Below are 25,637 nucleotides of genomic sequence, written 5' to 3' on the forward strand. Positions count from 1 at the left end.
ATGTCCCAGCTTAAAGCGAAGTTCTGCGCGGGCCTTGCGGTCCTGGCCCTGGCGGGAGCGGCTCAAGCCGCTACGCCCACGCCGCCCAAGCGAGCGGTCGGCGCGGCTGTTCAAGCGCCGCCCTTGTTCGCCGCCACCCTGGCCAAGAGCAAGGCCTTCGTGGATCCGCAGCTGCGCAAGACCATCGACGTGCCGGTCCCGGCCGACGCCGGCGGCGGCTACACCCACGAGCGGCACAAGGACAACTACCGCCTGATCTACGAGGCGGGGATGCTGTACCGGCAGACCGGCGACAAGGCCTATGCCGAGCTGGTGCGGCGCGTGCTGCTGGACTACGCCAAGCTCTATCCGTCCCTGCCATTGCACCCCAAGCGCGCCAACCAGGTTCCGGGCAGGCTGTTCTGGCAGGTGCTGAACGACAGCGTCTGGCTGGTGAATTCCATCCAGGGCTACGAGGCGGTCATGGACGCCATTCCGGCCGCCGATCGCGCGACCATCGAGGCCGGTGTGTTCCGGCCGATGGCGGCGTTCCTGTCGACCGGCTCGCCCAAGACCTTCGACAGCATCCACAACCACGGCACCTGGGCGCTGGCGGCGGTCGGCATGACCGGCTACGCGATCGGCGACCAGGGCCTGGTCAAGCAGGCGTTGTACGGCCTGGACGGCTCGGGCAAGTCCGGCTTCTACAAGCAGCTGGAAGAGCTGTTCTCGCCCGACGGCTACTACGCCGAAGGGCCGTACTACCAACGCTACGCCCTGTCGCCGTTCTTGCTGCTGGCCCAGTCGATCCAGCGCCACGACCCGTCGCGCAAGATCCTCGACTATCGCGACGGCGTGCTGCGCAAGGCCGTTTATGCCACCATCCAGCAGAGCTATGGCGGCCTGCTGTTCCCGATCAACGACGCCATCAAGGACAAGGGGCTCGACACCCCGGAGCTGGTCCACGGCGTGGCGGTGACCTACGCCGCAACCCACGATCCCGCCTTGCTGTCGATCGTCATCCAGCAGGGCTCGGTGGTACTGAGCCCCGAAGGTCGCGAGGTCGCCGCCGCCGTCGCGCGCGGCGAGGCCAAGCCCTTCCCGTTCGCTTCGATGGAATTGCGCGACGGGGCCAAGGGCGACAAGGGCGCGCTGGTCATCCTGCGGTCGGGCCCCAAGGCCAAGGACCAGGCGCTGGTGTTCAAGGCCACGTCCCAGGGCATGGGCCACGGCCATTTCGACAAGCTGTCCTGGCAGTTCTACGACGCGGGCCGCGAGGTCGTGACCGACTATGGCGCGGCGCGGTTCCTGAACGTCGAGGCCAAGGCCGGCGGCCGCTACCTGCCCGAGAACGACAGCTGGGCCCAGCAGACGGTCGCCCACAACACCCTGGTGGTCGACGAGAAGAGCCAGTTCGGCGCCAACACCGACACTGGCGAGAAGCATTGGCCCACGATCCTGGCCTTCGACGCCAAGGACGGTGTCCAGATGACCGCCGCCAGCATCGACGACGCCTGGCCGGGCGTGCGCTATCGCCGCGCCATGGCGCTGATCGACCGGCCCGAGGTCGGGCGTCCGATCGTGCTGGACCTAGTGCGCGGCGAGGGCGGCGGCAGGCATCGCTTCGACCTGCCGCTGCACTATGAAGGCCAGATCGTCGACTCCGGCCTGAAGTTCCAGGGCGGGACCAGTGAGCTGAAGCCGCTGGGCAAGGCCGACGGCTATCAGCACCTGTGGGATCGCGGCCGCGCGCCGGTGAAGGACGGGGCGCGCGTCTCCTGGTTCAACCAGGGCCGGTTCTACGACTATGTCTTCGCCTCCGGCGACGTCGACCAGGTGGTCCTGACCGAACTGGGCGCCGACGACCCCGACTACAATCTCCGCAACGAGCGCGCCTTCATCCTGCGGGGCGACGACAAGGACAGCTTCACGCTGGCCGGGGTGCTGGAGCCGCACGGCGCCTATAGCGCCGCCGAGGAATACGCCCGCGACACCATCTCGTCCGTGAAGGCCGTCGAGCGTGTGTCGGAGAACGGCGCGGACCTCGTCTTCATCCGCCTGAACTCCGGCAAGAGCCTGGCGATCGGCGTCGCCTGGGATTCAGATCCCGCCAAGCGCCACCAGGTGAAGACGCCCGGCGGCGTTTACGCCTGGACCGGGTTCTCCGGCCTCGCGAGCCTCGCACAATGAGGCGCGAGATGAAGTTCAAGGGCTTGCGCTGGCTGATCGTCGGCATGGTCGGCTTGGCCACGGTGATCAACTATATCGACCGCAACGCGCTGGCGGTGATGTGGCCGCAGATCTCCAAGGACATGGGCGTCGGCAAGGAAGCGTACGCGCTCATCCTGACCTGTTTCATGCTGTCCTACGCCGCGGGGCAGACGATCTTCGGCAAGATCTTCGACGCCCTCGGCACGCGGGTCGGCTTCATGCTGTCGATCCTGGCCTGGTCGGCGTCGATCGCCCTGCACTCGGTCGCGCGGTCGATCCTGACGTTGGGCGTGCTGCGCGCGGCCCTGGGGGTCAGCGAGGCGGGCAACTGGCCCGGCGCGGCCAAGGCCAACGCCGAGTGGTTCCCGGTCCGCGAGCGCGCCTTCGCCCAAGGTATCTTCAACGCTGGCGCATCGGTGGGAGCGATCATCTCCGCGCCGCTGATCGCTTGGCTGTTCCTGACCTTCGGCTGGCGCGCGACCTTCATGGTCATCGGCCTGCTGGGCGTCCTGTGGGTGGTCCCGTGGGCTATCGTCTGCCGCGCCGCGCCGCAGGACCATCCCTGGCTGTCGGACGAGGAGCGCCAGCACATCCTGACCGGCCAGCGCCCGGCTTCCGGCGACGCCGAGGCCGACTACAAGCCGACATGGTCGGGGCTGCTGCGCCACCGCGAGGCTTGGGGCCTGATCCTGGCGCGTTTCTTCATCGACCCGGTCTGGTGGCTGTTCGTCTCGTGGCTGCCGATCTACCTGGCTGAGCGCTTCGGCTTCGACATCAAGCAGATCGGTCTGTTCGGCTGGGTGCCCTATGTCGGCGCGGCGGCAGGCAGCCTGTTCGGCGGCTGGATTTCCGGCTGGCTGATCGGTCGCGGCTGGCGGCCGGTCAAGGCTCGCAAGTGGGCCATCACCCTGGGCGGCGTCTTCATGTTGCCGGCCTTGCTGCTGACCATCGGCGCGTCCTCGCCGCTGCACGCGGTGCTGCTGATCGCCGTGATCCTGTTCGGCTTCCAGGTCACCATCAACAACATCCAGACCCTGCCTAGCGACTACCTGCCCCGATCGGTCGGTTCGCTGGCCGGGATCAGCGGCACCGCCGCCGTGGCCGGGGTGCTGATCACCACCTGGATCGTCCCGGTCGCCACCAAGGTCAGCTACGCCCCGGTCTTCGCCATGGGCGCCAGCCTGGTCCCCCTTTCTATCCTGTCCATCTGGCTCTTGGGCGGCCGAGGCGAGCGCCTCGTCGATCCCGCCCTCGCGGCCCGCACTTCCAACGGAGCGAATTCCTGATGCCCCTCACCAACAAGACCGTCATCGTCACCGGCGGCGCGCGCGATATCGGCAAGGCCGTGTCGCTGAAGCTGGCGGCCGAGGGCGCCCGTGTCGCCATCAACTACTTCGGCAGCGAAGAGGGCGCCAAGGCGACCCTCGCCGAAATCGAGGCGGCGGGCGGTCGCGCGCTGATCCTGAAAGGCGACATGACCCGCGCCGCTGACGTCCAGGCCCTGGTCAACGCGGCCCTGACCACCTTCGGCGGCCCGATCGGCGCCCTGGTCAACGTCGCCGGCGGCATGGTGGCGCGCAAGACGCTGGGGGAGATGGACGAGGCCTTCTTCGAGCACGTCATGCGCCTGAACCTGACCTCAGTTTTCCTGACCACCCAGGCGACCGTCCCGCACATGACCGCCGGCGCGGCGATCGTGAACCTGTCCTCGCAGGCCGGCAAGGATGGCGGCGGTCCTGGCGCCACGGCCTACGCCACGGCCAAGGGCGCGATCATGACCTTCACCAAGGCCATGGCCAAGGAGCTGGGTCCCAACGGCATCCGCGTCAACGCCCTGTGCCCGGGGATGATCGGCACCACCTTCCATGACACCTTTTCCAAGGATGAGGTCCGCGCTCGCGTCGCCGCCAGCACCCCGCTCCGCCGCGAAGGGCGCGCGCCCGAGATCGCCGACGCGGTGGCCTATCTGGCCAGCGACGAGTCCAGCTTCCTCACGGGGGTCTGCCTGGACATTAACGGCGGTCTGTTGATGAGCTGATGGGAGGGACGTCGATGATCGCCAAGGCTCTCGCCGCCATCGTCCTGTTGGGCGCGACGTCCGTCGCTGCCCAGGTCCCGACCGCTCCCGCGATGCGGATCGAGGTCAAGGCGCCGGAGGCGACCAAGGACGTCGTCTATCTGCAGGCCAGCGGCAAGGACCTGCATCTCGACGTCTACCGCAACACCGCCTTCAAGGGCCCGCGCCCGGTGCTGGTCTACATCCACGGCGGCGCGTGGTGGAAGGGCGAGAAGCCGGCAGGCTGGGGCGGCTTCCGCGCCTATCTGGCGGCGGGCTTTTCGGTGGTCACGGTCGAGTACCGCCTGACCGACGTCGCCACCGCCCCGGCGGCGGTGCAAGACGTCCGCTGCGCCCTGTCGTGGGTCAAAGCCAACGCCAAGGCCTACGACTTAGACGCCAAGCGGGTCGTGCCCTATGGCACGTCAGCCGGCGGGCATCTGGCCTTGATGGCCGGCATGCTGCCCAAGAACAACGACATCGACCTCCCGGCCTGCCGCGATCAGCCAACCGTGCCGGCCATCCTCGATTTCTACGGACCCTATCACCTGCGGTCCGACCTCCCTGGCGCGTTCAAGAGCCCGTCGACGGCGCGGTGGATCGGTGAAGGACCGCAGACCCTATGGACGACGATGTCGCCGGCATCGTACGTGCGCAAAGGCCAGCCGCCCGTCTTCATCGTTCATGGGGATGCGGACCCGACCGTGCCTTACGAGGCTTCGATGGCGCTGAGGGCGGACCTGGACAAGGCCGGCGTCCCGAACCTCTTCCACACCGTGCCGGGCGGCGTGCATGGCAAGTTCCCGAAGGACGAGCAGGACAAGATCGAACGCGAAGCCCTTGAATTTCTAACGATGAATGGAGTGGCTGGCGCTCGCTAATGCCGCAAGCCTGCAGAATGTCTCCTTCCTGGAGCCGGATCAACGTCCGCAACTGGCGCACATCGGTCCCGAGGGCCGACACAGGCCTTCTTGGAAACTCGCATTCTTCTGGAGAGGGAAGTGGTGCCGCCTAGGTGACTCGAACACCTGACCTACGCATTACGAATGCTAGAAGACGATTATTTTCCCCGTCTTATCAATCGGTTATAACTGCGGCTAGTTGGAAGATTTTAAGGTCGAAGCCCCTCGATCAGAGCCTTTCCCGGAAATCCAACAACGGGAAAATCCTAGCTAGAAGCAGGCTCGGTGCCTCTTCGAAAGACTAGGTGGCTGCGGGGCGGACCGAGCGATTTTACCTCCCGCTTGGACAATCAGCGCTAGCTGCATGCTGGCGACCTTCAGTCTGGTTCAGCCGCTCAAACCCACAGCCGGATCCCGCCTCAGTAAAAGTGGGGTATGGGTGAGGAGGGGGATCTTCAACTGAGGCGAGCACGGTAGGTCTCGAACAAGGTTGGAGGCGACTAATCGTTCTTCGCCATGGCTCGCTCGAAAGCTGCATCGCCCTCGAAAGAAGCACCAGGCTCGCTGACATCTCGCTTCAATCGTTGCAGGAAAGCGAACTGAGCTTTGTCCGTAAGGAAGATAGAAAACTCGCTTCCGCTAACGATGAGACTGCCGTCTTTCCCTGCCTTGCTTGAGTAACGTCCGGCGCTATTCGCACCCGCTACGCAGGAAGCTAAATCGGCTAGCTCGTCAGCGGTGTCCGGACCTTCATTGGCCAGAAACTCCTCGAAATCGGTTATGGATTTCATTCTTCGATCCTAGCTTCACCGGCCCGTAGGCTTGCCTGTTAGAGGTGGAGTGAAGCGGACTGATCGATGGTCAGCAAGGGGTGGACTACGGAACTTAGCTTTCCCAACCCACCTCCATCAGCCTGTAACCACACTGCTAACGTCGGTTCTAAGCCCGACTATCTTGCCGCTGCCGGTTCGGGCGTCGATCACCACGTTGTATGGCCCTCGAACCATGTCGTCATCGCAAGTGGCTAGCCGCCACTGTCGGGCGGAAAGATGAGGTTCAAAAGCCGAATAAGGTAGGCCGGCATCGCGCAGCGCCTTGGCTGCCAGAAGTTCGGCCTCGTGCTCGCCGACATCGCGGATCCGGAGGCTCCAGCCGAACGCGGGACTCGGCAGCGCTGCCCGCCCGATCGTGCTGCAGATGGTCGCGACATCGCATCGGTTGAACACGGCCGCTTGATGAGGGTTGAGGTGACGGAGCCCCTAAGTTCTCCGCCACCGTTGGACTAGGTTAGTAGAAGCCGAGTCCGCATTGGGCGGCGGTGTTTAGGATTGCCGTCATGCCACCGCCCGCCGCGCCAATAGCTGCGCCGGCGAAGGCTATCGCGATGACGCCAGGTCCGGTGGCCAATCCTGCGGTCGCGCCTGTAACAGCTCCCTGAATACCGCCGATCAACAGCCCATATTGGATATCACCGACAACATTGTTGCGGAAACAGGTTTCAAATCCGCCGCTGCCCCCGCTGCCGCCGTTAGGACGGCCCACGACCAGAACTTCAGAGACGGTGTTCGGAGCCGAATCTCCAGCGGAGACCAACTGGAACGGCCCATAGCCGCCGCCGAAGCCGTCACCCCACGGGTTCCCGATCGGGTAGCGCTCATACGTCGGGCCATATTGAGGAGCAGTTGGGTCGTAGGTCGGCGGTAACGTGCCGCCGGAGACGAAACGACACTCTTCAAGCGTAAGCTCTCGCATCACATCCTCTTTCAAAGCGACCGCAAGCTATGCGGTACCGAAGGTTGATGCAGATTGAGATGCAATTCAAGGAGGAATAGGTCGCGCAATCGCCCACTGGTTGATATTTACTGCGGTCGGAGAATGTTCCTGTGCGGAGCGCGGGCGAGATGCTTTGATAGCCAGTTGCGGACGAAGTCCCGCGTGGCGGTGGCATCTCGATCCTTGAATACCCCCTCACATGCGGACAGCATCACGCCATTTCGGAATAGCCGCATATGAGGAAACGCTGACAGATGAAGCCGATCCATCTCGCTTGCATCGGAGGGATTAAGTTCAGAAAACGCTCGCAGCATCGGGTCGACCCCGAACAGTCGCAAAGTCGACAGTTCGAGAGCGGACAATAGAAACTGGCAAGCGGCGCAATCGTCGATCGTAAAAGCCACTAAGGTTGCACAGGGCCGGGAGGCCAAGTTAAGCAAATGGCTCTCGTTCAGGATGAGTGGCCACGGTCGGGATACCCGGCCGAACGCGCTGTGCTCTGCTGAAGCATTCATGAAGACATCTTGCCAGAGATTCTCCGCAGAAGCGGAAGTCCAACTACATCCATAAAAATACTCAAAATAACCGGCATCAACATCGATTCGACTGGCGTTCGCTTTAGTACAAAAAAGGAGAGTAAAAAGAGAACGCCGATAAGTGACTTATCGATAATGGATCGGGAAAGAGGACTTATATTCATCGAGTTCCCCCATGTGAGTAGCGGATTTTCTTCTATTCAGTTGGTGTAATGCAAGCCGGCCTTGCCGGATTAAACTCCGCAGAGGTTTGACCTCGCGCCCCCTCTGCCCCCGGCCGCGGGCTGCGTCTTAAGGCTGTATTTTGAAACTTACGCGCCTGCGCGAGCAATTCAAAGAGATTTTCGTTCGACAGAGCGATGCGGCTCTTCGCAAAGAAGCGAAACGCCCACTTTAGAAGAAGCTCCCGGTCAATCCCGGAGCCTCGGTGCGGTGTCGTTCTTAGAGCGTGGTCATCATGACGTGCCTGCGGACCGCTGGATGGGCTGAAAGTACTGTGGGGCGGAGGAATCTCGCCACCGCTATAGACGCATGCCTGCGGACAAAAGTGGATCGAACAGCTGTTGAAGAATGGTGGCGCGTCCAGTGACAAGGTCCGCCGTAACCCGCATCCCGGGCTTTATGTCTGCCAGCGCGCCGTATGCCTTGAGGCTGGATCGATCGACGGCGACGATGATTTTATAGGCTGGCGTTTGTGTTGCTCCTTGTTTAGCCACTTCCGGGACCGGCGCTCGTGACACACGTGCAATCCGCCCATTCAGAGCTCCAAACCGCTGGAATGGAAATGCATCAACCATGATCCGGACGGGCTGCCCCGGCTTCACGAAGCCCGCAGCAGACGTCGGTACCAACAATTCCGCTAGCAAGTCGCCCGGAGCAACAATAGTGGCCACGGTTGTCCCAGCAGCTACGAACTCGCCAGTATGGATATCGAGAGAGGCGATTTCGCCGGAAATTGGGGCCCTAAGGATTGAGGCGCCTTGCGCTTCTGCTTCGATCAGCGACTGCTCAAGCGTCAGCTTCGAGCCACGAACTTGCGCGATGTCGGCGCGGGACGTCTCTTCGACCTGTACGGCTTGAGCTAGATAGTCCCTAGCGCTCGAGCGGCGCAGTTCGATTTGACGCTCCAAGTCGGAGACACCCTGCTGTAAGGACAGAACTGTCTGGACACGCCGGTCCCGCTCGATCAGCGAGATGTAACCATTTTCCACCAACGGTCGCACCCGATCGACCTGGGATTGGGCGAGTGCAATCTGCTTCTTCTGAAGCACCAGAGACTCGTTCAGGGTGCCGGCCTCACGCAACAGGGCCTGCGCCTGCTGATCTAGGCGCCGCCGTTCCAGTTCCGAACGGCTGGAGATCGCTACAAGTTGGGTTTCGATCTCCGCGATCCTATTGCGGATGCCGTTCGCACTGAAATCTGAAACCTTGGCACGCTCGGTTTCTGCGCCGCTGTTAATGGCGAGGATGACTTGGTTAGCCAAGACTGTGTCGCCAGTCTCAACCCGAATCTTAGTTACGACCCCGGACTGAGTGGCGACCAGGCCGGATAGGCCGCTGGTGGGCACAAGGCGACCGCCAACGGTCTCTTTCCGGCTGAACTGCGCTAGGCTTGCGAAAATGAGGAGCGTAGCTGCGCAAAAGGACAATACGATTGTTAGAACCAGAAAGCTTACCGGTGTTTGTACCGACACCCTGCCCATAAAGCTGTGTCTTTGTGCGTCAATGGACTCCTGACGAAACAAGGACAACGCTAAGCACTCCACCTAACCGCGAACCTGTCTTGCCGCGAGCTAAGTTACGTGCTCAACCATTGGCCGTGTCAAGCTCGTTTGGGAGGGCTCGGTGGCGTTCGACGGTGTGGACCAAGAACCAACGTTTGAGCGCCTTTTCGCGCGGAATCGATTGCCGATCATTCTCCAAGGGGAGGCCGCAGAATGTGGCATCGCCTGTCTGGCCATGGTTAGCAGCTATCACGGCCACATCATTTCCCTGCGCGAAGCGCGTAATCGATTTTCAGCGTCGCTCAAGGGCACGTCGCTTGAAGCCATTATCGGCATCGCCGATTCGCTGAATTTCGTCGCGCGCCCGGTTCGGCTGGAAGTTGAGGAGTTAGCTCAGCTCAAGAAGCCCGCGATCCTACATTGGAACCTGCGACACTTCGTTGTTCTCTCAGCGGTCAAGGGTAACGAAGTTACTATCCATGATCCCGCTCTGGGATTGCGGAAGATGAACTTCGAGGAGGTCTCGAAGTCGTTCACAGGTGTGGCGCTGGAGCTTTCTCCGGCGACTAACTTTGAGCCGCGCAAAATAATGGAGCGGCCCGGTCTTTGGCAGATCATCCATATCGGCCCTGGCGTAATCTCCACCCTGGCTCAGATGTTTCTTCTGGCTGTGGTCATGCAAGTCTTTTCTGTTTCGGCCCCGCTGCTCAATCAGATGATCGTCGACAGCGCGATTACGCGGGGCGACAAGGATCTAGTGGCTGTAGTCGCCGTTGGCATGGTTGTTTTACTACTTGTAAGCACCTCCATCAGCACTCTACGCGGACACATTGCGCTCTATTTCAGCACTCAGGCCAATATCCAAACGCAAACTAACCTGTTTCGTCATCTTCTTAGGTTGACGCCCAGTTGGTTCGAGAAGCGGCACCTCGGCGACATCCTGTCGAGGTTCGGCTCTCTTTCCCCTATCCAGAGCGTGGCCACAACGACCATACCGGCGTTGGTGCTGGATTCCATGATCGTCATTGTCACGCTGTGCATGATGTTCATCTATGCCCCCATCCTGGCGGCCATAGAAGTGGCGACGGTTGTCCTCTTCATCGTGATCCGGACTGTGTCGTTTCCCTATTTCAGGCGAAAGACCGAAGAGGGCATGCACCTCGGTGCCCTCTCGCAATCGATGTTCTTGGAAACGATCCGAGGCGTACGGACCTTCAAAATCTTCGGGCTGGAGAGAGAACGGCTCGCCATGTGGCAGTCGAGCCAGGTCGCCGTCATCAACAACTCCGTCAGGGTTGCTCGCATTGGTCTTTGGGGAGGCGCGGGCGCTCAGGTACTTACAGGGGTTCAACAGACTATTATGTGGTATCTCGGGGCTAAGATGGTTATTGGCGGCGACATGACGTTGGGCATGTTATTCGCCTTCAACGCTTATATGTCTCAGTTCTCATCCGGCGCGACTAGCGTGGTGGGTCACGTCTTTGCCTTTCGGACGGCCAGTCTTCACCTTGAGAGGGTGGCAGACATTGCGCTCTCGCCTTCTGAGGATGTGGAAGGGTTGGGAATGGGCAATATTGTCAAGGGTGAGGTCAGAGTTGAAGGCGTTCGCTTCCAATATGGCGAGCATGAGGATGCAGTACTGCAAGACATCTCGCTTCACGTTGCACCAGGGGATTTTGTCGCGATCGCAGGTCCTTCGGGGCAGGGGAAGACGACACTCATGAAGCTGCTCATCGGCCTTCTGGAGCCGACTGAAGGGCGCGTCTATATCGATGGACACGAAATGCGCAAATTCGGTAGAGGAGTCTATCGTAAGCACATTGGTGTCGTCATGCAGGATGATCAACTATTCACCGGCACGATAGCGGATAATGTTTCGCTATTTTCTCACAACGGTGATTTGAGCATGGTGGAACAAGCTTGTCGCGCAGCGCATGTTCACGACGACATCATGCGCCTTCCAATGGGCTATCAGAGCTTGGTAGGCGATATGGGATCGGCGCTATCCGGAGGACAGCGTCAGCGCGTTTTCATCGCGCGGGCGCTTTATCGCAAACCGGCCATCCTGTTCCTTGATGAGGGAACCGCTAACCTTGATCCGGAGAACGAGGATCGCGTCATGACTTCCATTCGATCCCTGAATATAACGCGGATCGTTATTGCGCATCGCATTGCCGCTATGCAGGGAGCAGACCGCTCATTCATAGTCGAAGGTGGCCGTCTTTCTGAAGTGAGCGCGGTGTTCGCCTAGGCACGACTCAGTCGGCCAGGTCGTGTCCATTCCGCCCAAACAGTTGAGTGGCCAGCATGGCGTAGAAGAGATAGCGCACCGAGCTCGCTCTAAAGCGGACTCGCGTGAGGTTCCGACAGGGTCGGGACCCGAAATTGACATCCCGCCGACAATCAGACCTTGGGCCGGATAAAAGAGCGTGCCGGGTAGGTGCCCTCAACGTCAGGTGCCTGACAGGGCGCTTATTTCCGCTCCCGACCCAAGTCGGACCTGATTGAGCTCCGGTTGTCGGCAAAATGGAGCCGAGATACCGTTCGCCCTGATGGCATGGCTCCCCTTTTCGATATTTGCTTGCTGCTGCGTGGCGCAATTTTGGTTTATACCGAAAGTGGCATCAGCTCTCGCTGCGCGACATCCCGGAATATACGGTCGAATGCGCGGCCTATCTTATTGGAACAATCTGATCTGGTTCGCGCTCTTCCGGCGGGATAAAGGGTTGGATGACGCTGATCTGACGCGCCACACCAAGCGGTTGCAGCTGCTCAGCAGCATCGCGTTTGCGGCGTGGCTCTCATTCGCAGTCCTCGCCATGACGGGGCGCACCTAGAGTCTGACAACCACCCGCCGCTGAACTTGATGACGTCCGCTAGTCGGACCAAGCCGCTGCGGTGCTAGCCCGGCGCGTACGGCGCGCCCGTCGGTGGCCATCGAACGCCTCTCAGTAGAAGTCGGGTATGGGTGAGGAGAGGAAGCTTTAACTGAGGCGGGCTATCCGAAGCGCCCCGTAAGCTTGACAACACACCCGAAACGTGTTGTTTCCCGCGCCCCTTCAACAGCCCCAAGAGGCCTCCCTTGAACGAAAACCCCCTCGGTACTGCCGTCTACCTATCTTGCTTTTCGACCGACAGCTGGTCGCACCTTCTGCGCATCGATCCGACGTCCATTTCGGATCTCCAAGCGCCCTTTCAAATCATTTCCGTAATCTTGATTTTGTCGATGCCCCTCCGCATCGCTCGCTTCGCTACGGCTAAATAACGCCAAGCGATCGGACCAACGTCCGAGCCGCGACTGCTTCGCTGGAAGCTCTCGCCCCTCCTCCAATTTCCACAAACGTCATTCACCGCCGCACGTCGGCGCAACGCGGAGCTATGCATGAACCCAACCCAATCCACCTACGCCAAGAAAGAACCAATCAAGATTAAGGTCGACCTGAACATCCGTAATCCCCTCAGTAAAAGTGGGGTATGGGTGAGGAGTGAGAACTTTTACGGCGAGGGTGATGGGGGTGAAGCCGTTCTTATCATCGGCTTCGACACCGAATTTAAACCTCCAGAGGAGGTTCTTACTCGTGAAGACATCAAGGAAGGCCGAGGGAACTATCGGGTTCTCTCGTATCAGCTTCACTGCAAGATCATCGACCCATCCCTTAGCGAGAGCCCGGAGTGGGGAACGATAAGCTATCCCGAGCCCGGCCAACGTCTTGAGTTTGGCGACCTTCTAAGCGCAGCGCTGCAAGAAGCGGTCCTCACCAAGCCTGACGTGAAAATTCCGCGTAAGATCTATCTGGTAGGTCACTTCACCCGAGCTGACCTTCCGGCCATCGCCGATTTCAAGCAGCTCACCCCGTTCCTGACAGCTGCCCGAAACACCTTCATCACGGGCATTCCGCTTGCCGTCGAGCTCATGCTCGGCAATCAAAGCGTTGGCTTGAAGATGCATCTTCGAGACACGATGCTTCTGACGCCGGCAGCGTCGAAGAGCCTGCAGGCTCTTGGTCAGCTGGTCGAGGTTCCAAAGGTGAAGCTCGATGATGACCCGGTGAGGGAGCAGTTTTACAAAGCGAACATGGACGCGCTTCTCGCTGAGAAGCCGGACCTGTTCGATCACTATGCGATGACGGACGCTGTAATTTGCGTTCGTTACATCGAGCTGCTGCTCGATCAGTGCGAGGAAATCCTCGGACGTCGCCACGTCCCCCCTACCCTGACCAGCATTGGCGTCGATCTGCTGATCCGCGAATGGGAGGGGCGCGTTGGGGATTGGCGCGCCCTCCTGGGCATGGAGCAGGTCACCGAAAAGGTCTTTGATAAACGAACCAATCGCCCCTTCCGCAAGCGCACGATCGTTCCTTTTAAGCAGGTCGACTACCACCTCGCTTTAGCCAACGAGGCCTACCACGGGGGCCGCAACGAGCAGTTCTGGTTCGGTCCGGCGTTCGAGGATAACTGGACCGACTATGATCTTTCCGGAGCCTACCCGACGGCCATGGCGCTCATCCGCACTCCGGATTGGCGGCGCATCTATGTCACTGACGATGTAACGAAGTTCACCGAGCGAACGCTCGGTGTGGCCGATGTCGACTTCGAGTTTCCGGAAACCGTGCGCTTTCCGACTATGCCGGTGCGTACGGAAAACGGGCTGATATTCCCTCGCCGAGGGACGACGGCGTGTGGGGCTCCTGAGATCGCTCTCGCCCTGCGTCTAGGTGCTAGCATCAAGATCAATCACGGCGTCATCGTCCCTGACGTAGCCCTGCGGTGAGGGCCGCCTTGTCGTCGGGGCGGGTTTCCGGATGCTGCGCTCTTAAGGACGTCCTTACGAGTACGCAAAGCAGCAGGCATGAGCCATTCGACATTGATTATGGGCCCGGAGCGGCGTCGGCGATGGTCTGCCGAGGTCAAGCAGGCGGTTCTGGAAGCTGCCTTTGCGCCTGGCGCCGTCGTCGTTGAGGTGGCGCGCGAGTACGAGATTTCGACGAGCTTGATCTACAAGTGGCGCCAAGAGGCCATTGGGATGAGCGCGGCCCCGGCCTTCGCGCCGGCTCTTCTGGTGGAAGATGGCCCGCCGCCGCAGCCATGTGCTGAGCAAGGTTCAATCGTTGTCGAGCTGGCCGGCGGCACACGGGTCAGCATCAGTGCCGAGGCGCCTGCCAGCTTGGTGGCGGCGACGCTGCGAGCCCTGCGATGATCGCCATCCCCAGCGGGGTGCGGATCTGGATCGCTACAGGCCACACGGACATGAGGAAGGGCATGCAAGGCTTGGCCCTGCTGGTCCAGGAGCAGCTCAAGCGCGATCCGCACGCCGGCGATCTCTTCGTCTTTCGCGGCCGCGGCGGCAGCTTGGTGAAGGTCCTCTGGCACGACGGCCTGGGCATGTCGCTGTACGCCAAGCGCCTGGATCGCGGACGCTTCGTCTGGCCCGTCGCCAAGGGCGGCGCCGTGGCGCTGACGGGCGCCCAGTTGGGCTACATGCTGGAAGGCATCGACTGGCGTAACCCCCAGCACACCTGGCGTCCGGTCAGCGCGGGATAGGCCTGATCTTTCTTCGCCGGGCCTGCATTTAGGGGCGCCACAAGCGATCGGATTTATGATTCCATCGGGCCATGGACGCCATGCCAGAGGCCCTGCCGGATGATGTCGAAGCGCTGAAGGCGGCGCTGGCGGCCATGCTGGCGCGCGCCGATTTGGCGGAGGCCCAGCTCGCCGTCGCCAGGGATAAGCTCGATATCATTCAGGCCGAAGCCGCCGAGGCCAAGGCCCAGGTCTCGGATTCTCAGGCGCTCATCGCCCATCTCAAGCTGCAGATCGCCAAGCTACGGCGCGAGCGCTTCGGCGCATCCTCCGAGCGTACCGATCGGCTCCTCGATCAGCTGGAGCTGCAGCTGGAGGAGCTGGAAGCCTCAGCCAGCGAGGACGAGCTGGCCGCCGAGATCGCTGCGGCCAAGACGACGAAGGTCGCGCCGTTCGAGCGCAGACGTCCATCCAGGAAGCCCTTCCCCGAGCACCTGCCGCGCGAGCGCGTCGTCATCGAAGGGCCATGCGCCTGCGCCGCCTGTGGCGGCACGCGCCTTTCCAAACTGGGCGAGGACATCACCGAGACGCTGGAGGTCGTGCCGCGCCAGTGGAAGGTCATCCAGCACGTGCGCGAGAAGTTCACGTGCCGGGATTGCGAGACGATTAGCCAGGCGCCCGCGCCCTTCCACGTTATCGCCCGCGGCTGGGCCGGCCCCAGCCTCCTGGCCATGATCCTGTTTGAGAAGTTCGGCCAGCATCAGCCGCTCAATCGTCAGGCCGAGCGCTACGCCAAGGAGGGCGTACCGCTTAGCCTCTCTACCCTAGCCGATCAGGTCGGCGCCTGCGCCGCGGCGCTGATGCCGCTCTTCCAGCGCATCGAAGCCCACGTCCTGGCCGCCGAGCGATTGCACGGCGACGACACCACGGTCCCAGTCCTAGCCAAGGGCAAGACCGACACTGGTCGATTGTGGGTCTACGTCCGTGACGACAAGCCCTTCGCGGGGCCAGCGCCGCCAGCGGCGGTCTTCTACTATTCGCGCGATCGACGCGGCGCTCATCCCATCGGCCATCTGGCGACATGGTCGGGCGTCCTGCAGGCCGACGCCTACGGCGGCTATGGCGAGCTCTACGCGCCAGGTCGGCAGCCCGCGCCCGTGCTCGAGGCCGGCTGCTGGGCACACGCCCGCCGCAAGTTCTTCGAGCTGGCCGACGTCGAGGCCGCCGCCCACAGCAAAGCGCGTGGGCAGAAGTTGAAGGCGGTCTACCCGCTGGCCCTGGAAGCCGTCCTACGCATCGACGCCATCTTCGCCATCGAGCGCGAGATCCTTGGGCTTTCGCCTGCGGAGCGAAAAGCGGTTCGCCAAGCCCGCAGCAGGCCCTTGGTGGCCCAATTGGAGGCCTGGCTGCACGAAACGCGCGACAAGCTCACACGCGCTCACGACCTGGCCAAGGCCATCCATTACATGCTGCGGCGCTGGCCCTCGTTCGTCCGCTTCCTCGACGATGGTCGCGTCTGTCTCAGCAACAACGCCGCCGAGCGCGGGCTGCGCGGCATCGCCTTGGGCCGCAAGTCCTGGCTGTTCTGCGGCTCGGATCGTGGCGGCCAGCGCGCGGCGATCCTCTACAGCCTGATCGTCACCGCCAAGATGAATGAAATCGATCCGCAGGCCTGGCTCGCCGACGTCCTGGCCCGCATCGCCGGGCATCCCGCTCAGCAGATCGATGAGCTCCTGCCGTGGAATTGGCGGGCCGGCGCCGCACCGGCGCGGGCGGCCTGACGCTGCGCAGGGAATGTCCGGGTCTCGGCGGGGAGGTTACTTTGTGTGCCGACCCTAGCCGGACCTTAGTACCGCCTTTGCGGGCTACCCGCTAAGATAGCCACATGCGCACATTGATCGTGATGTTCTCTCTCGCGTTTATCACCCCCCTTGTCGGCTGCACCGGTGAGCGCCCCGCCCGGGCCGGTTCGGTCAGAGCGGGACGCAATATCGATTGCCAAGCGGTATGCGGGGACAATGGCCTTCGACAACACTCGCGTAGTGGCTCGACGCAGTGATCGGTCATGGATTGTGCAAGGGGACAGAGCCTCAGATCCGGCGCATCCGATCGTGGTCACCATTGACGGCGCTTCTGGCCAAATCACCAACCTGACCGGCGTGGATTATCGCGTATCTGTCAGAGGCTCGAAGCCGTAAAGGCGACCTGCCACAAGGCAGATTCCCACCCCGCTCGGAACTTGATGACGTCCGCTAATCGGACCTAGACCGCCGCGGTTCTCACCGGATGCGTACTCCCTGACGCCGATGATCAGGCTGTGTTCGGAAACTTCATCAGTGATTGCGTCCGTCGCCGTAACGAGCATCCGAAGGCGACGCTTCAGAACCTCTTCTGGAAGGAACTCAGCAACTCGACCTACGGGAAGACAGCTCAAGGCCTTCGAAAGAAGCGGGTTTATGACCTTCAGGCTCAGGGCACGAAGCAACTTGATCCCAGCAGGATCACAAACGCCTTCTTCGCGGCTTTCATCACCTCATTCGTGCGCGCTGTGCTCGGCGAGATCATGAACGGCTTGCCGGCTGAGACGTGCGTTTTCAGCTGCACCACCGACGGCTTCCTAACCAACGCGACCGATGCAGATATTACGTTGGCCTCGCAGGGTGTGCTCGCCTCACTCTACCGCGAAGGTCGCGAAGGTCTCGTGGGAAGCCCTCAGCTCTTGGAGACCAAACACGAATGCCGCCAGCCCCTGGGCTGGCGGACTCGTGGTCAAGCCACGTTGGTTGAGGGCGACACCTCTAAGGGCGATGACTACAATATCGTGCTGGCTAAAGGCGGGATCTACACCGCTTCACACCTCGATAACGTGCGACTGATGAACGAGTACATCGTCAACCGCTTCCTTGAACGAACGCCGGACGACATCATCGATCTCACGGTTATGACCGGTGTTCGCGACATCATGGAATTCGACGCCGACCTCGTTTCGAAGCAGCTCACACGTCGCCTGAACATGGAGTTCGATTGGAAGCGGCGACCCTATGCCGTCGGCACGGCTCCCGTTGGACACGTCGCATTCTCGACCTTGCCGTGGGAATCCGTTGCGGAGTTCCAGGCCGTGCGAGGGTACTGGGAAGAGCTTCGGAACAGCGATCCATTCTGCATAAAGTCGCTGGACGATTACAACCGGTTTGCTCGCCATGTGTTGAGCAAAACCTCGCTCGACGCAGACGCTCGGCGGTACCTCAAGCGCAGCGACCCGGACATCAAGCGGTTGCGACAATGCCTTGGATCGGCGTGGCGGAATTCAAAAGCTGGTCTCGTCTGGCAACAAGGCGGCATCTCGAACAGCGCATTTGCGGAGATCCTGAGTTTAGCCGGCGTTCCAGCTCGTCGATCCGATGTTGAGAATGACGGCAAGAAGCCGTTCAAGCCACATCGCTGCCCGCCAACGCCGCCCGTCAAGGCAGCGCTCGCTCACTTTCGCAAAAGCTTTCCGGCGCTAGACGTCGACAGCCTTCTCTCGATTAGCGATGAGATGATCGATTTGACGGGCGCATCTAGCCAGTCGTGCGCGATGATCGCCCGCCTTTGATGAATGAGCACCGCAGGCAGTACGTGATGCCTACATGACCAATCCGAAGTCGCCGCCTGGCAAGACGTCAGCATCCGTGATCGAGCTGTCTGAGATACTCAACCGGCTGGGCAATCAAGTTCGAGGAAGCGTCGGAGAGACCTTCCGGAATCCCGCTGGCGTGTACATGAAGATGATGAATCTGCGTGCTCACGATCCGGACGTGAAGTCTGCGGGGAAGGTCGGACTCATGTCCGGCGGCAAGGGCGACGAACTCGTCTGGAACGAGTTTGCTCATCAGCCGGAGCTTCTCCGGAAGGTAGCTGCCGCGATCCGCATAGCTGTCGAACAGGGCGCTCTGGCCGGTGATCGCTCGGATGAAGATGATGATGTCATGGAAGCTGCTGAGGGTCGGGTTCTGACCCGTCTCCATCGCTATAAGGAGCGCGACAGGAAGCTAGTCGATACCAAGAAAGCCAGGGTGCTTAGGTCCACTGGTGCGTTGGTTTGCGAGGTCTGCACATTTGATTTTTCGAAAAGGTACGGGCCGAGAGGGGCTGGCTTCATCGAGGCTCACCACAAGAAGCCTGTTCACACCCTTCCGGAAGATGGGAAGACGAGAGAAGAGGACCTCGCGCTTGTATGTGCGAATTGCCACCGCATGATCCATGCCTCTAGGCCCTGGCTTTCTCTTGATGAACTCAGGGCAATTCTGGTTGAGGGCGCCTGATCGATCCGAGATGGACACGCAGCGCCAATTTTTCTCGCTTTCGCGCGCTTATCGAATCTCGCTACCCGGCCTTTGACGTGGCGTTACGGACTTCGGGCCCGATCCTAGTCGCTCACCCGGCGAACAAGAGCCCGCACTGTCGCTGCATGCCAGCGCCCCCGACGAGGCGTCAGAATCCCCGTCCGGTTCAGAGCCTTGGCTAGCTGACTGAAAGACGTAATTCCCTCGGCGCGTAGTCTTTCGACTTGCGAGGCAAGCTCCAAGGCTCGACCGTCGGCGTTCGCTTTTAGCGCCGCAATCGCCGCGCTGTTTGAACGACCAGCATGCCGCAGATGTCGGGTTCCATTGGGATTCCCCAACCGACCTATTGTCCGACCTGATCGCTGGGAGGTGTGCTCGCCGTTCTCCCTCAGGCGATGCTTCACCACCGCTAGAGCCTCCTTGGTTCGCTTCGAGATTGCCTCACGTTCGGCTTGGGCGATGACCGCCATCAACCCGATCGTCAGGTCTGAAGCATCGGGCATATCAGCTGCGCGGAATCTGACCCCGCTGTCTCTCAGCGTGAGAAGGAAGGCTGCGTTCCTGGAGAGACGATCGAGCTTGGCGATCAACAACACCGCTCCCGTCTGCCGCGCGAACCGCAAGGCCGCTTCCAGTTGCGGCCGGCTATTGCGCTTGCCGCTTTCGACCTCCGTGAACGTGGCGATCACCGTGGCGTCGACACGCCCGGCGTAATCCAACACCGCGGCTTCCTGAGCTTCCAATCCGAGGCCACTTCGTCCCTGCGCCTGCGTGCTCACCCGAAAATACGCAACAGCCTTCATGTCCAGTCCGCCGTACTAAATCGCCTAACCAGCGTTAGGCCGTTTGGTCCCCTTCCCTTCGATTCTGGCGGATCCGCAACATCCGTTCTCTTCTGACCGGATCGGTCGGACGGCCGGCGACATGGATGACATTTTTTGCGCTCCGGCGAGAGTTCGCGGTCGACCTCAAACGTCAGATCGAACTCGCCAACGACCCGAGCCTCGATCAGCCAGTTCGGCGTTGGTGGTTCGATGACGGCGAGGGGGCGGTGACCCTATCGCTCTACTTCAGGGGCAAGCGTCTCGACGTGAACGGTCCCGGTGACACCGCCGTCCTTCCATCGATTGATGACGTCCGCGAGGTGCTGAACGCCATGCGCGTGCTGGTGGACATGGGTTCGCTTGACCGCATGCTGTTGTCCGCCGTGCAAAAGTAGGGGAGCCCGCGCTCGAACCTTTTGGGGAGAACGTGGATGAGCATTCTAGATTCGGTGTCGGTGGTGGACAGCGGGGAGCGGGCCAAGGGCTACGACCCCGTTCGGGTTCGCCGAAAGAAACTCGGCGCAGCCCTGCAAGAGCAGATCAACCTGATCGAAAGCGAAGGGGGCGGCTACCGCCGCATCCGGGTCCAGCGCAAACGCGACCTGGAAACCGACCAGGTCTTCGACGTCGAGCAACAGCGCCGAGTGAACCCGTGGTGGTGGGTGGATGACGACGGCCTGGTGCGCTTTTCGATGCGCTACGGCTCGATGAAGCTGATCATTAAGGACGGCAAGGACACGCTCGTCCTACCCTCGCTCGATGAGCTGCAAAGGTTGCTGCCGATGCTCCGAGCCGAGGTTCTGGCCGGTGGACTCGACGATGTGCTGGCCAAAGCGGCGGACGCTCTGGAGGCTCGCTTCAAGAGCCGACGGAAGCCCGCAAAGGGCTAGCGTCGAACATCAGCATCAAATGAGCCTGTGCCTCTTCGGGGTACGGGCTCTTTTTGTATCTGGCTTCCACGCTCAGGCTGCCCCCGTCGCTCAGTGTCCAGGTTGCGCGGCGACGGTATTCGTCCGTGTCGATGGCTCGATTTGAAAGCGTGCTGGAAGCTGGATCTCCCAAAACGGCCGACACGAGCTGTTCAAGAACACGACCAACATGAAGAGGCTGATCTGGCGTTTCTGGGTCTACGGGAAACGGCAACGCCCATACCTTCACCGCCCCGTTCTTTCCAAGGCCAAGATGGACCTTGGATGAAACGCCGAGCGAAACGCACGGCGCTGAAACTTCCTTCAACGCCCTGGGAAGCAGCCTTTTGGACCGCTCGGGTCTAAGGCCTGGGAAGGCTGCTCTGGCGGCTGAAATCGTGTGATTTGGCGTTAGCCAGTCGGTGGGAATAAATTCTGGGTACATGCTCATCTGACGGTGAAAGAAGGGGGCGCTTAGGCCCCCTACTTATCGATCCGTTCAGGCTGCAAACCTCGTTTCATGGCGGAAGCTGTGCAGCCGATCTCGGTTCATTTCGGCCGTCAGCGGCCGGGCATAAAACCGATCGATCATCTCCACGCTGGTGCGAGCGGCCCGCGCCAGGGTCAAGAGATCTAGGCCATCGGCGTTCAGCAGCCGGAACATGATGGCGGTATGTCGAAGCGAGTAGAGCGTGTGCTCACCGCCATCGACAGTCTCCTTCATTCCCATCAGCCGCAGGATCTGGGTGAACTGCCGCCGCACCAGCTCGTGCGCATAGGCGCGGTTTTGACGCTCGGGGTAGAACACGTAATCGTCGGGCTTGGCCAAGCCCGACCGTGCATGGCGGTCGCGAACCCGCTCATAGATGGGGACGGCGACGGGCATGGTGATGACGGGATAGGTGTGCCCTTTCGACGGCGGAAGGCTCAGTCGCAGGAACGCCTTGTTGCCGTCAGGTACAATGGCGACGTGCTTGTGCTGCAGCGTGAAAATGTCGCCGGGTCGCAGGAAGCTGTTGACCAAGAAGGTCACGACCGCCCGCAGCTCCGAGTCCACCGCATTGCCTCGGAATTTGACCTCCGGGTTCTTGGCTTCGACCTTCTTCAGGAAGGCTAGCAGCGCCTGGTACTGATCGCGCGTGAACCACGGTCGCGGGCAATCGCGTTGCCCCTTTCGGGGCACCGTTGGAATGCGATCGATGACACCGTCATCCTCGGCCATCTTCAGCACGACGCTGACGAAGGACATGATCGTCAGGATGGTCGACGCCTTCAGCCCCTTCTCGGTGGCGAGCCACGTTCGAAAGGCGCGGAGGGAGCGGCCGTCGATATCGACGGCCTTCGTTTTCCCGAAGTACGGCTCGCAGTACGTGCGAAGGCGATGCTTGTAATCGCGAACGAGCGTCTTGCTGTTGGCCCCCATCGCTACGCGCGTTTGCGCGTCCTCGATGGCGGCCAGAGCAGCTTGGGCGAACGTGATTTTGGATTTTGTGGCCAAGATCGTTCTCCCGAGTGTTTAAGAGCGGAACCGAATGTCGAGCCACCCAGCGCCGTCTTGGAGCGGGTCGTACAACACGCTAATCGGCGCTTTCTCGGCGTGCTCATCACGGAAGTAGATGCTCAGCTCAGCTCCAGGCAGGGCATCGAGTACCGTGCTCAAGAGCGACTCTTGCCATGCCTCGTTTCCGACCGGCTTTTTGGCGGTCAGGACCAGCATTTCTGCGCAGCCACTTGCATCGAAGATCCAGCGGAGGTCGATTTCTTGGCCACCCGCTAGTTCGACCCATGCAATCACGTCGCCGTTCAGATCATCGATCCAGAACAACTCACTGAGAGCAGCCGGAAGGTCGCGATAGACTTCAGTCCTTGTCAGCTTGGGAATATGGCAGTCTGTTCCCAAATCACTGAGCGAGCTCGATGATGCGTCTGAGCATGAGACGTCAAACAATAGGGTATTAAGTAGAGTATTTTGATGCATTGTTAGCTCCAATCAGGTTGAAGCTAGCCATTCATCACATGGATTCAGCGCGGCAAACATCTTTCTTTGCGACCTGCTCGCATGTCAAACGTTCCCTAGCTTCCGTCGCTGGGACAGGGTATACGGCATTGTTTCGACACCGCTTTTCCAGCAAAGATTTGTGGCTTTTGAGCACCGCAACTCAATCTATTTTTCTGGCGCGCTCATTTGACTTGGATTTGACGTTGGCAGCGCGGTTCAGCTCGGCGATTTCGTCGTTCGTATAGCCTTCGGGACGGCGTTCTGACCGAAAGTGAATCGTGGCGAAGAGAGCGGGCACATCCTGCTCGTTCGGCTTTGGCTCTTCCGCCTTACCCGCCCCCTTCGCCTTCTTCATGGAACGTCCCTGACCTTAAGCTCAGCGACTTCGGCGGGGCTCGCCCAGCGCGCGCCTGTGACCCTCGGCGCGATCTCGCCCGCCGTCAGCACGATCAGAACGCGGCCTTTGGACGAGCGGAGAGCGAACTCGCAGGGCGCGGTACCCGTACCCGCACAATCGTAAAGCTCAGGATAGGTCGCACATGCCTTGCCATCCGCATCTTGGCATATTTCCCCGCGATTATGCTCAGACCCATCGTCGCCAAATTCCGCTGGCTGGAACCCCGCCGCCAGAAGGGCTTCTCGACCTTCGATATAGCTTTGGCCGACGGAGAGCTGGGTACCGACATCGGCTGGGATAGCTTCCGATGCCGCAGCTTCGGTGTTTTCGCCGGCTTTGAGGGCAAACGCCGCTCTCGCCACAGCCACTGCAATCGGGGCGGCATCATAAAGAGTATAGATAAAGTCGTTGTCGTCCGCGCTCCGCTGCCGGTCGTAAGTGATGGTGACGCTTCGTCCATCGCCGGAGGTAAGCTCCGGCGGAGCCGTCGCGGCGTTCGCATCAAACTGTCCGCGCATATAGTCTCCCAGGACGTTGCTCTGGGAGAGTTTGGCTCTTACCGGCTCCGGCACGGTGAGGGATAGCTGGGCCTCGCAGGACACCTTCTTGATGGCGTCATCGACGGACTTCACGACGATGAGTTCGAGGCCGATCGCCGCCTTGAGGTCGGGCTGATCCAGCACCGACTCATCGTCGCCGACGTAATCACCCGCTTTCTCGATCAGGATTTGCCTCACGGCTTCCTTCGCCTCGTCGGACGAGCAGGCGTAGGCGGGCGTGCTCGTGTCAGGCGTGGGCTTCTCGGGCGTGGTTGGCGCCTTGTTGCATCCGGCTAGTAGGGCGCCGCCGACGAGCAGGAGCGCCATCGCCGGGAAGAACGATGATTGTCGATCGTTCGATGCTCTTTGAGACATGGCTTAGCCCCCCAAATCCAAGCGCCCACTTCCCCTGGCCCTGCACCAGGATCAACAGCAGCTCACTCCAGAAATAACCCGTTCTGGGATAACCTAGAGTAGGATTTAGCGGAAGTGCCTCACATCGAAGGGGCGCTCATTGCCGTCATCTGTTTTCACGGAGAGGCATCAGGAATTCATTGCGTTCCTAATTGCCGCCCGTAAGGCGGCGCCCATCACTCAGGTCGAACTTGCTCGTCGCCTTGGTCGTCCGCAGAGCTTCGTATCGAAAGTTGAGCGCGGCGAGCGGCGGGTGGACGTGATCGAGTTCTGTCAGCTTGCTCAAGCGCTCGGCTATGATCCGGCGAAACTGCTCGCCGAATTTCTTTCCGCAAACGCTACATCAGTTTAGACGAGACGCCTGCTCGTCGGCGGTCGCCTGCCTCGCCCTCGACATAGCTTCAGTAAATGTCGGCTATGGGTGAGAGCGAGAAGCTTTTACGGCGAACAGCCGGCCGCTGAGGCCGTCACGCACATGGTTGGGTTGTGATCGGTGTAGACGTGACTCATCGCTGACGTTGGGAGTGTCTGCTGACGGCACCTCTGACAAGCCCCCTAGGGGCGGGACTGGCGGCCATCGCGCTCGGGACAAAATGGTTGGCGCGTCCGGTCGGCGACGACCGCAGACGTCCACCAGACGCAATCGATGAAAGGCACTAAGTGAACGAGAGCGCCGCGAGACGATAGGCCATAGCTTGCGTGCTTACGCCGTAGCGAGAAGCGAGCGCATGCATGGCGTTGTCGTCCGTCAGGTCGATAAAGTGTTGCTCGACGTCCGCCCGAAGCCATTTCGCGGGCATGAGCAGATCCGCCGCGAAGGCGTTGGCCTCGATCTCCTCGACGTCTTCAGCGGTCGCCGAGCGCCGGTCGCGAAGATTGACACGGAAGCCTTCGTCGACGTGGACAGGCTGACCCCGGTGCAAGACTAGGTGGCCCAGCTCGTGCGCGATGGTGAAGCGCTGGCGCTCGATCGAATGGTCCTGGTTGACCACGATGACGCGGCGCTCACCGTCGCGGTAGAGAATGCCGGAAATGTCGGGTTTCAGCTCATAGGTGCGGATTTCAGCACCCAGCGTCGTGGCGACCAGATTCAGGTCCACGGGGGGCTGAGAGAACAGCCGTATAAGATCTTCGGCACGGCGGCGGCCGCGAACATAGCTCGGGCGGACCCGGTCGGCTGCCGTCACGACGCCTTCACGGTTTCAGCCTGCAGCGCGGCGACGACAGCCGCGACGTCATCGCGCAGCGGTTCGGCCGCCTTCGGCAAGACATCCGGAATCAACGCCGTTGGCGTGGACTCGAGCGCGTTCGCAATTTCGACCATCTGGTGAAGGAGGACGCGCTGGCGGCCCTTTTCGATGTTCGTAATAGACGTCCGGGAAAGGTCGACGCGCTTGGCGAGCTCTTCCTGAGTGACGTTTTTCTCTTCCCGAAGCGCGCGAACGCGACTGCCGAAGAGCCGGTAAAGTTGATCATCCATGTGAGAATCTGCTGGCGGTCCCGAACGCCAGTTTACGGCGACCCACTTGA

The 25,637-nt window shown here is 61.0% G+C and carries 24 protein-coding genes; 14 read left to right on the forward strand and 10 right to left on the reverse strand.

Going from position 1 to position 25,637, the window contains the following annotated elements:
• From MZV50_RS25610 to MZV50_RS25625, 4 genes are read left to right on the forward strand one after another with little or no spacing between them, the layout of a single operon-like run.
• On the forward strand, positions 1 to 2,169 hold the full coding sequence (locus MZV50_RS25610) for an alginate lyase family protein (RefSeq protein ID WP_252632167.1): 2,169 nt from the start codon (positions 1 to 3) through the stop codon (positions 2,167 to 2,169).
• A gap of 8 nt (positions 2,170 to 2,177) precedes the next feature.
• Positions 2,178 to 3,476 carry an MFS transporter gene (locus tag MZV50_RS25615; RefSeq protein ID WP_252632168.1) on the forward strand — a complete coding sequence of 433 codons (1,299 nt, stop codon included), beginning with the start codon at positions 2,178 to 2,180 and terminating at the stop codon, positions 3,474 to 3,476.
• Complete coding sequence (locus MZV50_RS25620; RefSeq protein WP_252632169.1) at positions 3,476 to 4,228, forward strand: SDR family NAD(P)-dependent oxidoreductase; 753 nt, start codon at positions 3,476 to 3,478, stop codon at positions 4,226 to 4,228. The genes MZV50_RS25615 and MZV50_RS25620 overlap by 1 nt, the downstream gene beginning before the upstream one ends.
• Positions 4,229 to 4,242: 14 nt before the next feature.
• Complete coding sequence (locus MZV50_RS25625; RefSeq protein ID WP_252632170.1) at positions 4,243 to 5,127, forward strand: alpha/beta hydrolase; 885 nt, start codon at positions 4,243 to 4,245, stop codon at positions 5,125 to 5,127.
• Positions 5,128 to 5,648: 521 nt separating this feature from the next.
• Here MZV50_RS25625 and MZV50_RS25630 read toward each other — a convergent pair.
• From MZV50_RS25630 to MZV50_RS25640, 3 genes are all read right to left on the reverse strand, one after another.
• Positions 5,649 to 5,939, reverse strand: coding sequence for a hypothetical protein (locus MZV50_RS25630; RefSeq protein WP_252632171.1), 291 nt, complete (start codon positions 5,937 to 5,939; stop codon positions 5,649 to 5,651).
• A gap of 496 nt (positions 5,940 to 6,435) precedes the next feature.
• Positions 6,436 to 6,900, reverse strand: coding sequence for a hypothetical protein (locus MZV50_RS25635; protein WP_252635329.1), 465 nt, complete (start codon positions 6,898 to 6,900; stop codon positions 6,436 to 6,438).
• A 1,078-nt stretch (positions 6,901 to 7,978) separates the two neighbouring features.
• On the reverse strand, positions 7,979 to 8,941 hold the full coding sequence (locus tag MZV50_RS25640) for an HlyD family secretion protein (protein WP_252632172.1): 963 nt from the start codon (positions 8,939 to 8,941) through the stop codon (positions 7,979 to 7,981).
• Between the two features lie 361 nt (positions 8,942 to 9,302).
• On the opposite strand from MZV50_RS25640, the gene MZV50_RS25645 reads away from it, so the two are divergent.
• The 7 genes from MZV50_RS25645 to MZV50_RS25675 all read left to right on the forward strand — a co-directional run bounded on the left by MZV50_RS25645 (position 9,303) and on the right by MZV50_RS25675 (position 19,005).
• Positions 9,303 to 11,432 carry a peptidase domain-containing ABC transporter gene (locus MZV50_RS25645; protein WP_252632173.1) on the forward strand — a complete coding sequence of 710 codons (2,130 nt, stop codon included), beginning with the start codon at positions 9,303 to 9,305 and terminating at the stop codon, positions 11,430 to 11,432.
• A gap of 1,131 nt (positions 11,433 to 12,563) precedes the next feature.
• Complete coding sequence (locus MZV50_RS25650) at positions 12,564 to 13,952, forward strand: hypothetical protein (protein WP_252632174.1); 1,389 nt, start codon at positions 12,564 to 12,566, stop codon at positions 13,950 to 13,952.
• Positions 13,953 to 14,030: 78 nt separating this feature from the next.
• On the forward strand, positions 14,031 to 14,378 hold the full coding sequence (gene tnpA, locus MZV50_RS25655; protein WP_252630376.1) for an IS66-like element accessory protein TnpA: 348 nt from the start codon (positions 14,031 to 14,033) through the stop codon (positions 14,376 to 14,378).
• A complete protein-coding gene (gene tnpB / locus MZV50_RS25660; RefSeq protein ID WP_252630377.1) occupies positions 14,375 to 14,722 on the forward strand; it encodes an IS66 family insertion sequence element accessory protein TnpB in 348 nt (115 codons plus the stop codon). The genes tnpA and tnpB overlap by 4 nt, the downstream gene beginning before the upstream one ends.
• A gap of 80 nt (positions 14,723 to 14,802) precedes the next feature.
• Entirely contained in the window at positions 14,803 to 16,482 is a 1,680-nt protein-coding gene (tnpC, locus tag MZV50_RS25665) for an IS66 family transposase (protein WP_252635258.1), read from the forward strand.
• A gap of 536 nt (positions 16,483 to 17,018) precedes the next feature.
• A complete protein-coding gene (locus MZV50_RS25670; RefSeq protein WP_252632175.1) occupies positions 17,019 to 18,296 on the forward strand; it encodes a hypothetical protein in 1,278 nt (425 codons plus the stop codon).
• Between the two features lie 34 nt (positions 18,297 to 18,330).
• On the forward strand, positions 18,331 to 19,005 hold the full coding sequence (locus tag MZV50_RS25675; protein WP_252632176.1) for an HNH endonuclease: 675 nt from the start codon (positions 18,331 to 18,333) through the stop codon (positions 19,003 to 19,005).
• Between the two features lie 104 nt (positions 19,006 to 19,109).
• Here the strand turns inward: MZV50_RS25675 and MZV50_RS25680 are convergent, their stop codons facing one another.
• Positions 19,110 to 19,829 (reverse strand): recombinase family protein, encoded by a 720-nt coding sequence (locus tag MZV50_RS25680; RefSeq protein WP_252632177.1) that lies wholly within the window; start codon positions 19,827 to 19,829, stop codon positions 19,110 to 19,112.
• Positions 19,830 to 19,954: 125 nt separating this feature from the next.
• On the opposite strand from MZV50_RS25680, the gene MZV50_RS25685 reads away from it, so the two are divergent.
• Positions 19,955 to 20,245 carry a hypothetical protein gene (locus tag MZV50_RS25685; RefSeq protein WP_252632178.1) on the forward strand — a complete coding sequence of 97 codons (291 nt, stop codon included), beginning with the start codon at positions 19,955 to 19,957 and terminating at the stop codon, positions 20,243 to 20,245.
• A 36-nt stretch (positions 20,246 to 20,281) separates the two neighbouring features.
• The gene (locus tag MZV50_RS25690; protein WP_252632179.1) at positions 20,282 to 20,740 is read left to right on the forward strand and encodes a hypothetical protein; all 459 of its coding nucleotides are present in this window, start codon (positions 20,282 to 20,284) and stop codon (positions 20,738 to 20,740) included.
• Between the two features lie 517 nt (positions 20,741 to 21,257).
• Here the strand turns inward: MZV50_RS25690 and MZV50_RS25695 are convergent.
• The 4 genes from MZV50_RS25695 to MZV50_RS25710 form a co-directional block, all read right to left on the reverse strand.
• The gene (locus MZV50_RS25695) at positions 21,258 to 22,256 is read right to left on the reverse strand and encodes a tyrosine-type recombinase/integrase (protein ID WP_252632180.1); all 999 of its coding nucleotides are present in this window, start codon (positions 22,254 to 22,256) and stop codon (positions 21,258 to 21,260) included.
• A gap of 18 nt (positions 22,257 to 22,274) precedes the next feature.
• Positions 22,275 to 22,736, reverse strand: coding sequence for a hypothetical protein (locus tag MZV50_RS25700; RefSeq protein ID WP_252632181.1), 462 nt, complete (start codon positions 22,734 to 22,736; stop codon positions 22,275 to 22,277).
• 181 nt (positions 22,737 to 22,917) lie between these two features.
• Positions 22,918 to 23,112 carry a hypothetical protein gene (locus tag MZV50_RS25705; RefSeq protein WP_252632182.1) on the reverse strand — a complete coding sequence of 65 codons (195 nt, stop codon included), beginning with the start codon at positions 23,110 to 23,112 and terminating at the stop codon, positions 22,918 to 22,920.
• Entirely contained in the window at positions 23,109 to 24,068 is a 960-nt protein-coding gene (locus MZV50_RS25710) for a hypothetical protein (protein ID WP_252632183.1), read from the reverse strand. The genes MZV50_RS25705 and MZV50_RS25710 overlap by 4 nt, the downstream gene beginning before the upstream one ends.
• Before the next feature lie 139 nt (positions 24,069 to 24,207).
• Here MZV50_RS25710 and MZV50_RS25715 point away from each other — a divergent pair, with 139 nt between their 5' ends.
• Entirely contained in the window at positions 24,208 to 24,459 is a 252-nt protein-coding gene (locus MZV50_RS25715; RefSeq protein WP_252632184.1) for a helix-turn-helix domain-containing protein, read from the forward strand.
• A gap of 304 nt (positions 24,460 to 24,763) precedes the next feature.
• Here the strand turns inward: MZV50_RS25715 and MZV50_RS25720 are convergent, their stop codons facing one another.
• Both MZV50_RS25720 and MZV50_RS25725 read right to left on the reverse strand, forming a co-directional pair.
• Entirely contained in the window at positions 24,764 to 25,294 is a 531-nt protein-coding gene (locus MZV50_RS25720) for an ImmA/IrrE family metallo-endopeptidase (RefSeq protein ID WP_252632185.1), read from the reverse strand.
• Complete coding sequence (locus tag MZV50_RS25725; RefSeq protein WP_252632186.1) at positions 25,291 to 25,587, reverse strand: helix-turn-helix domain-containing protein; 297 nt, start codon at positions 25,585 to 25,587, stop codon at positions 25,291 to 25,293. The genes MZV50_RS25720 and MZV50_RS25725 overlap by 4 nt, the downstream gene beginning before the upstream one ends.
• Between the last annotated feature and the right edge of the window lie 50 nt (positions 25,588 to 25,637).

It is taken from the genome of Caulobacter segnis (assembly GCF_023935105.1).
Taxonomy (GTDB): domain Bacteria; phylum Pseudomonadota; class Alphaproteobacteria; order Caulobacterales; family Caulobacteraceae; genus Caulobacter; species Caulobacter segnis_B.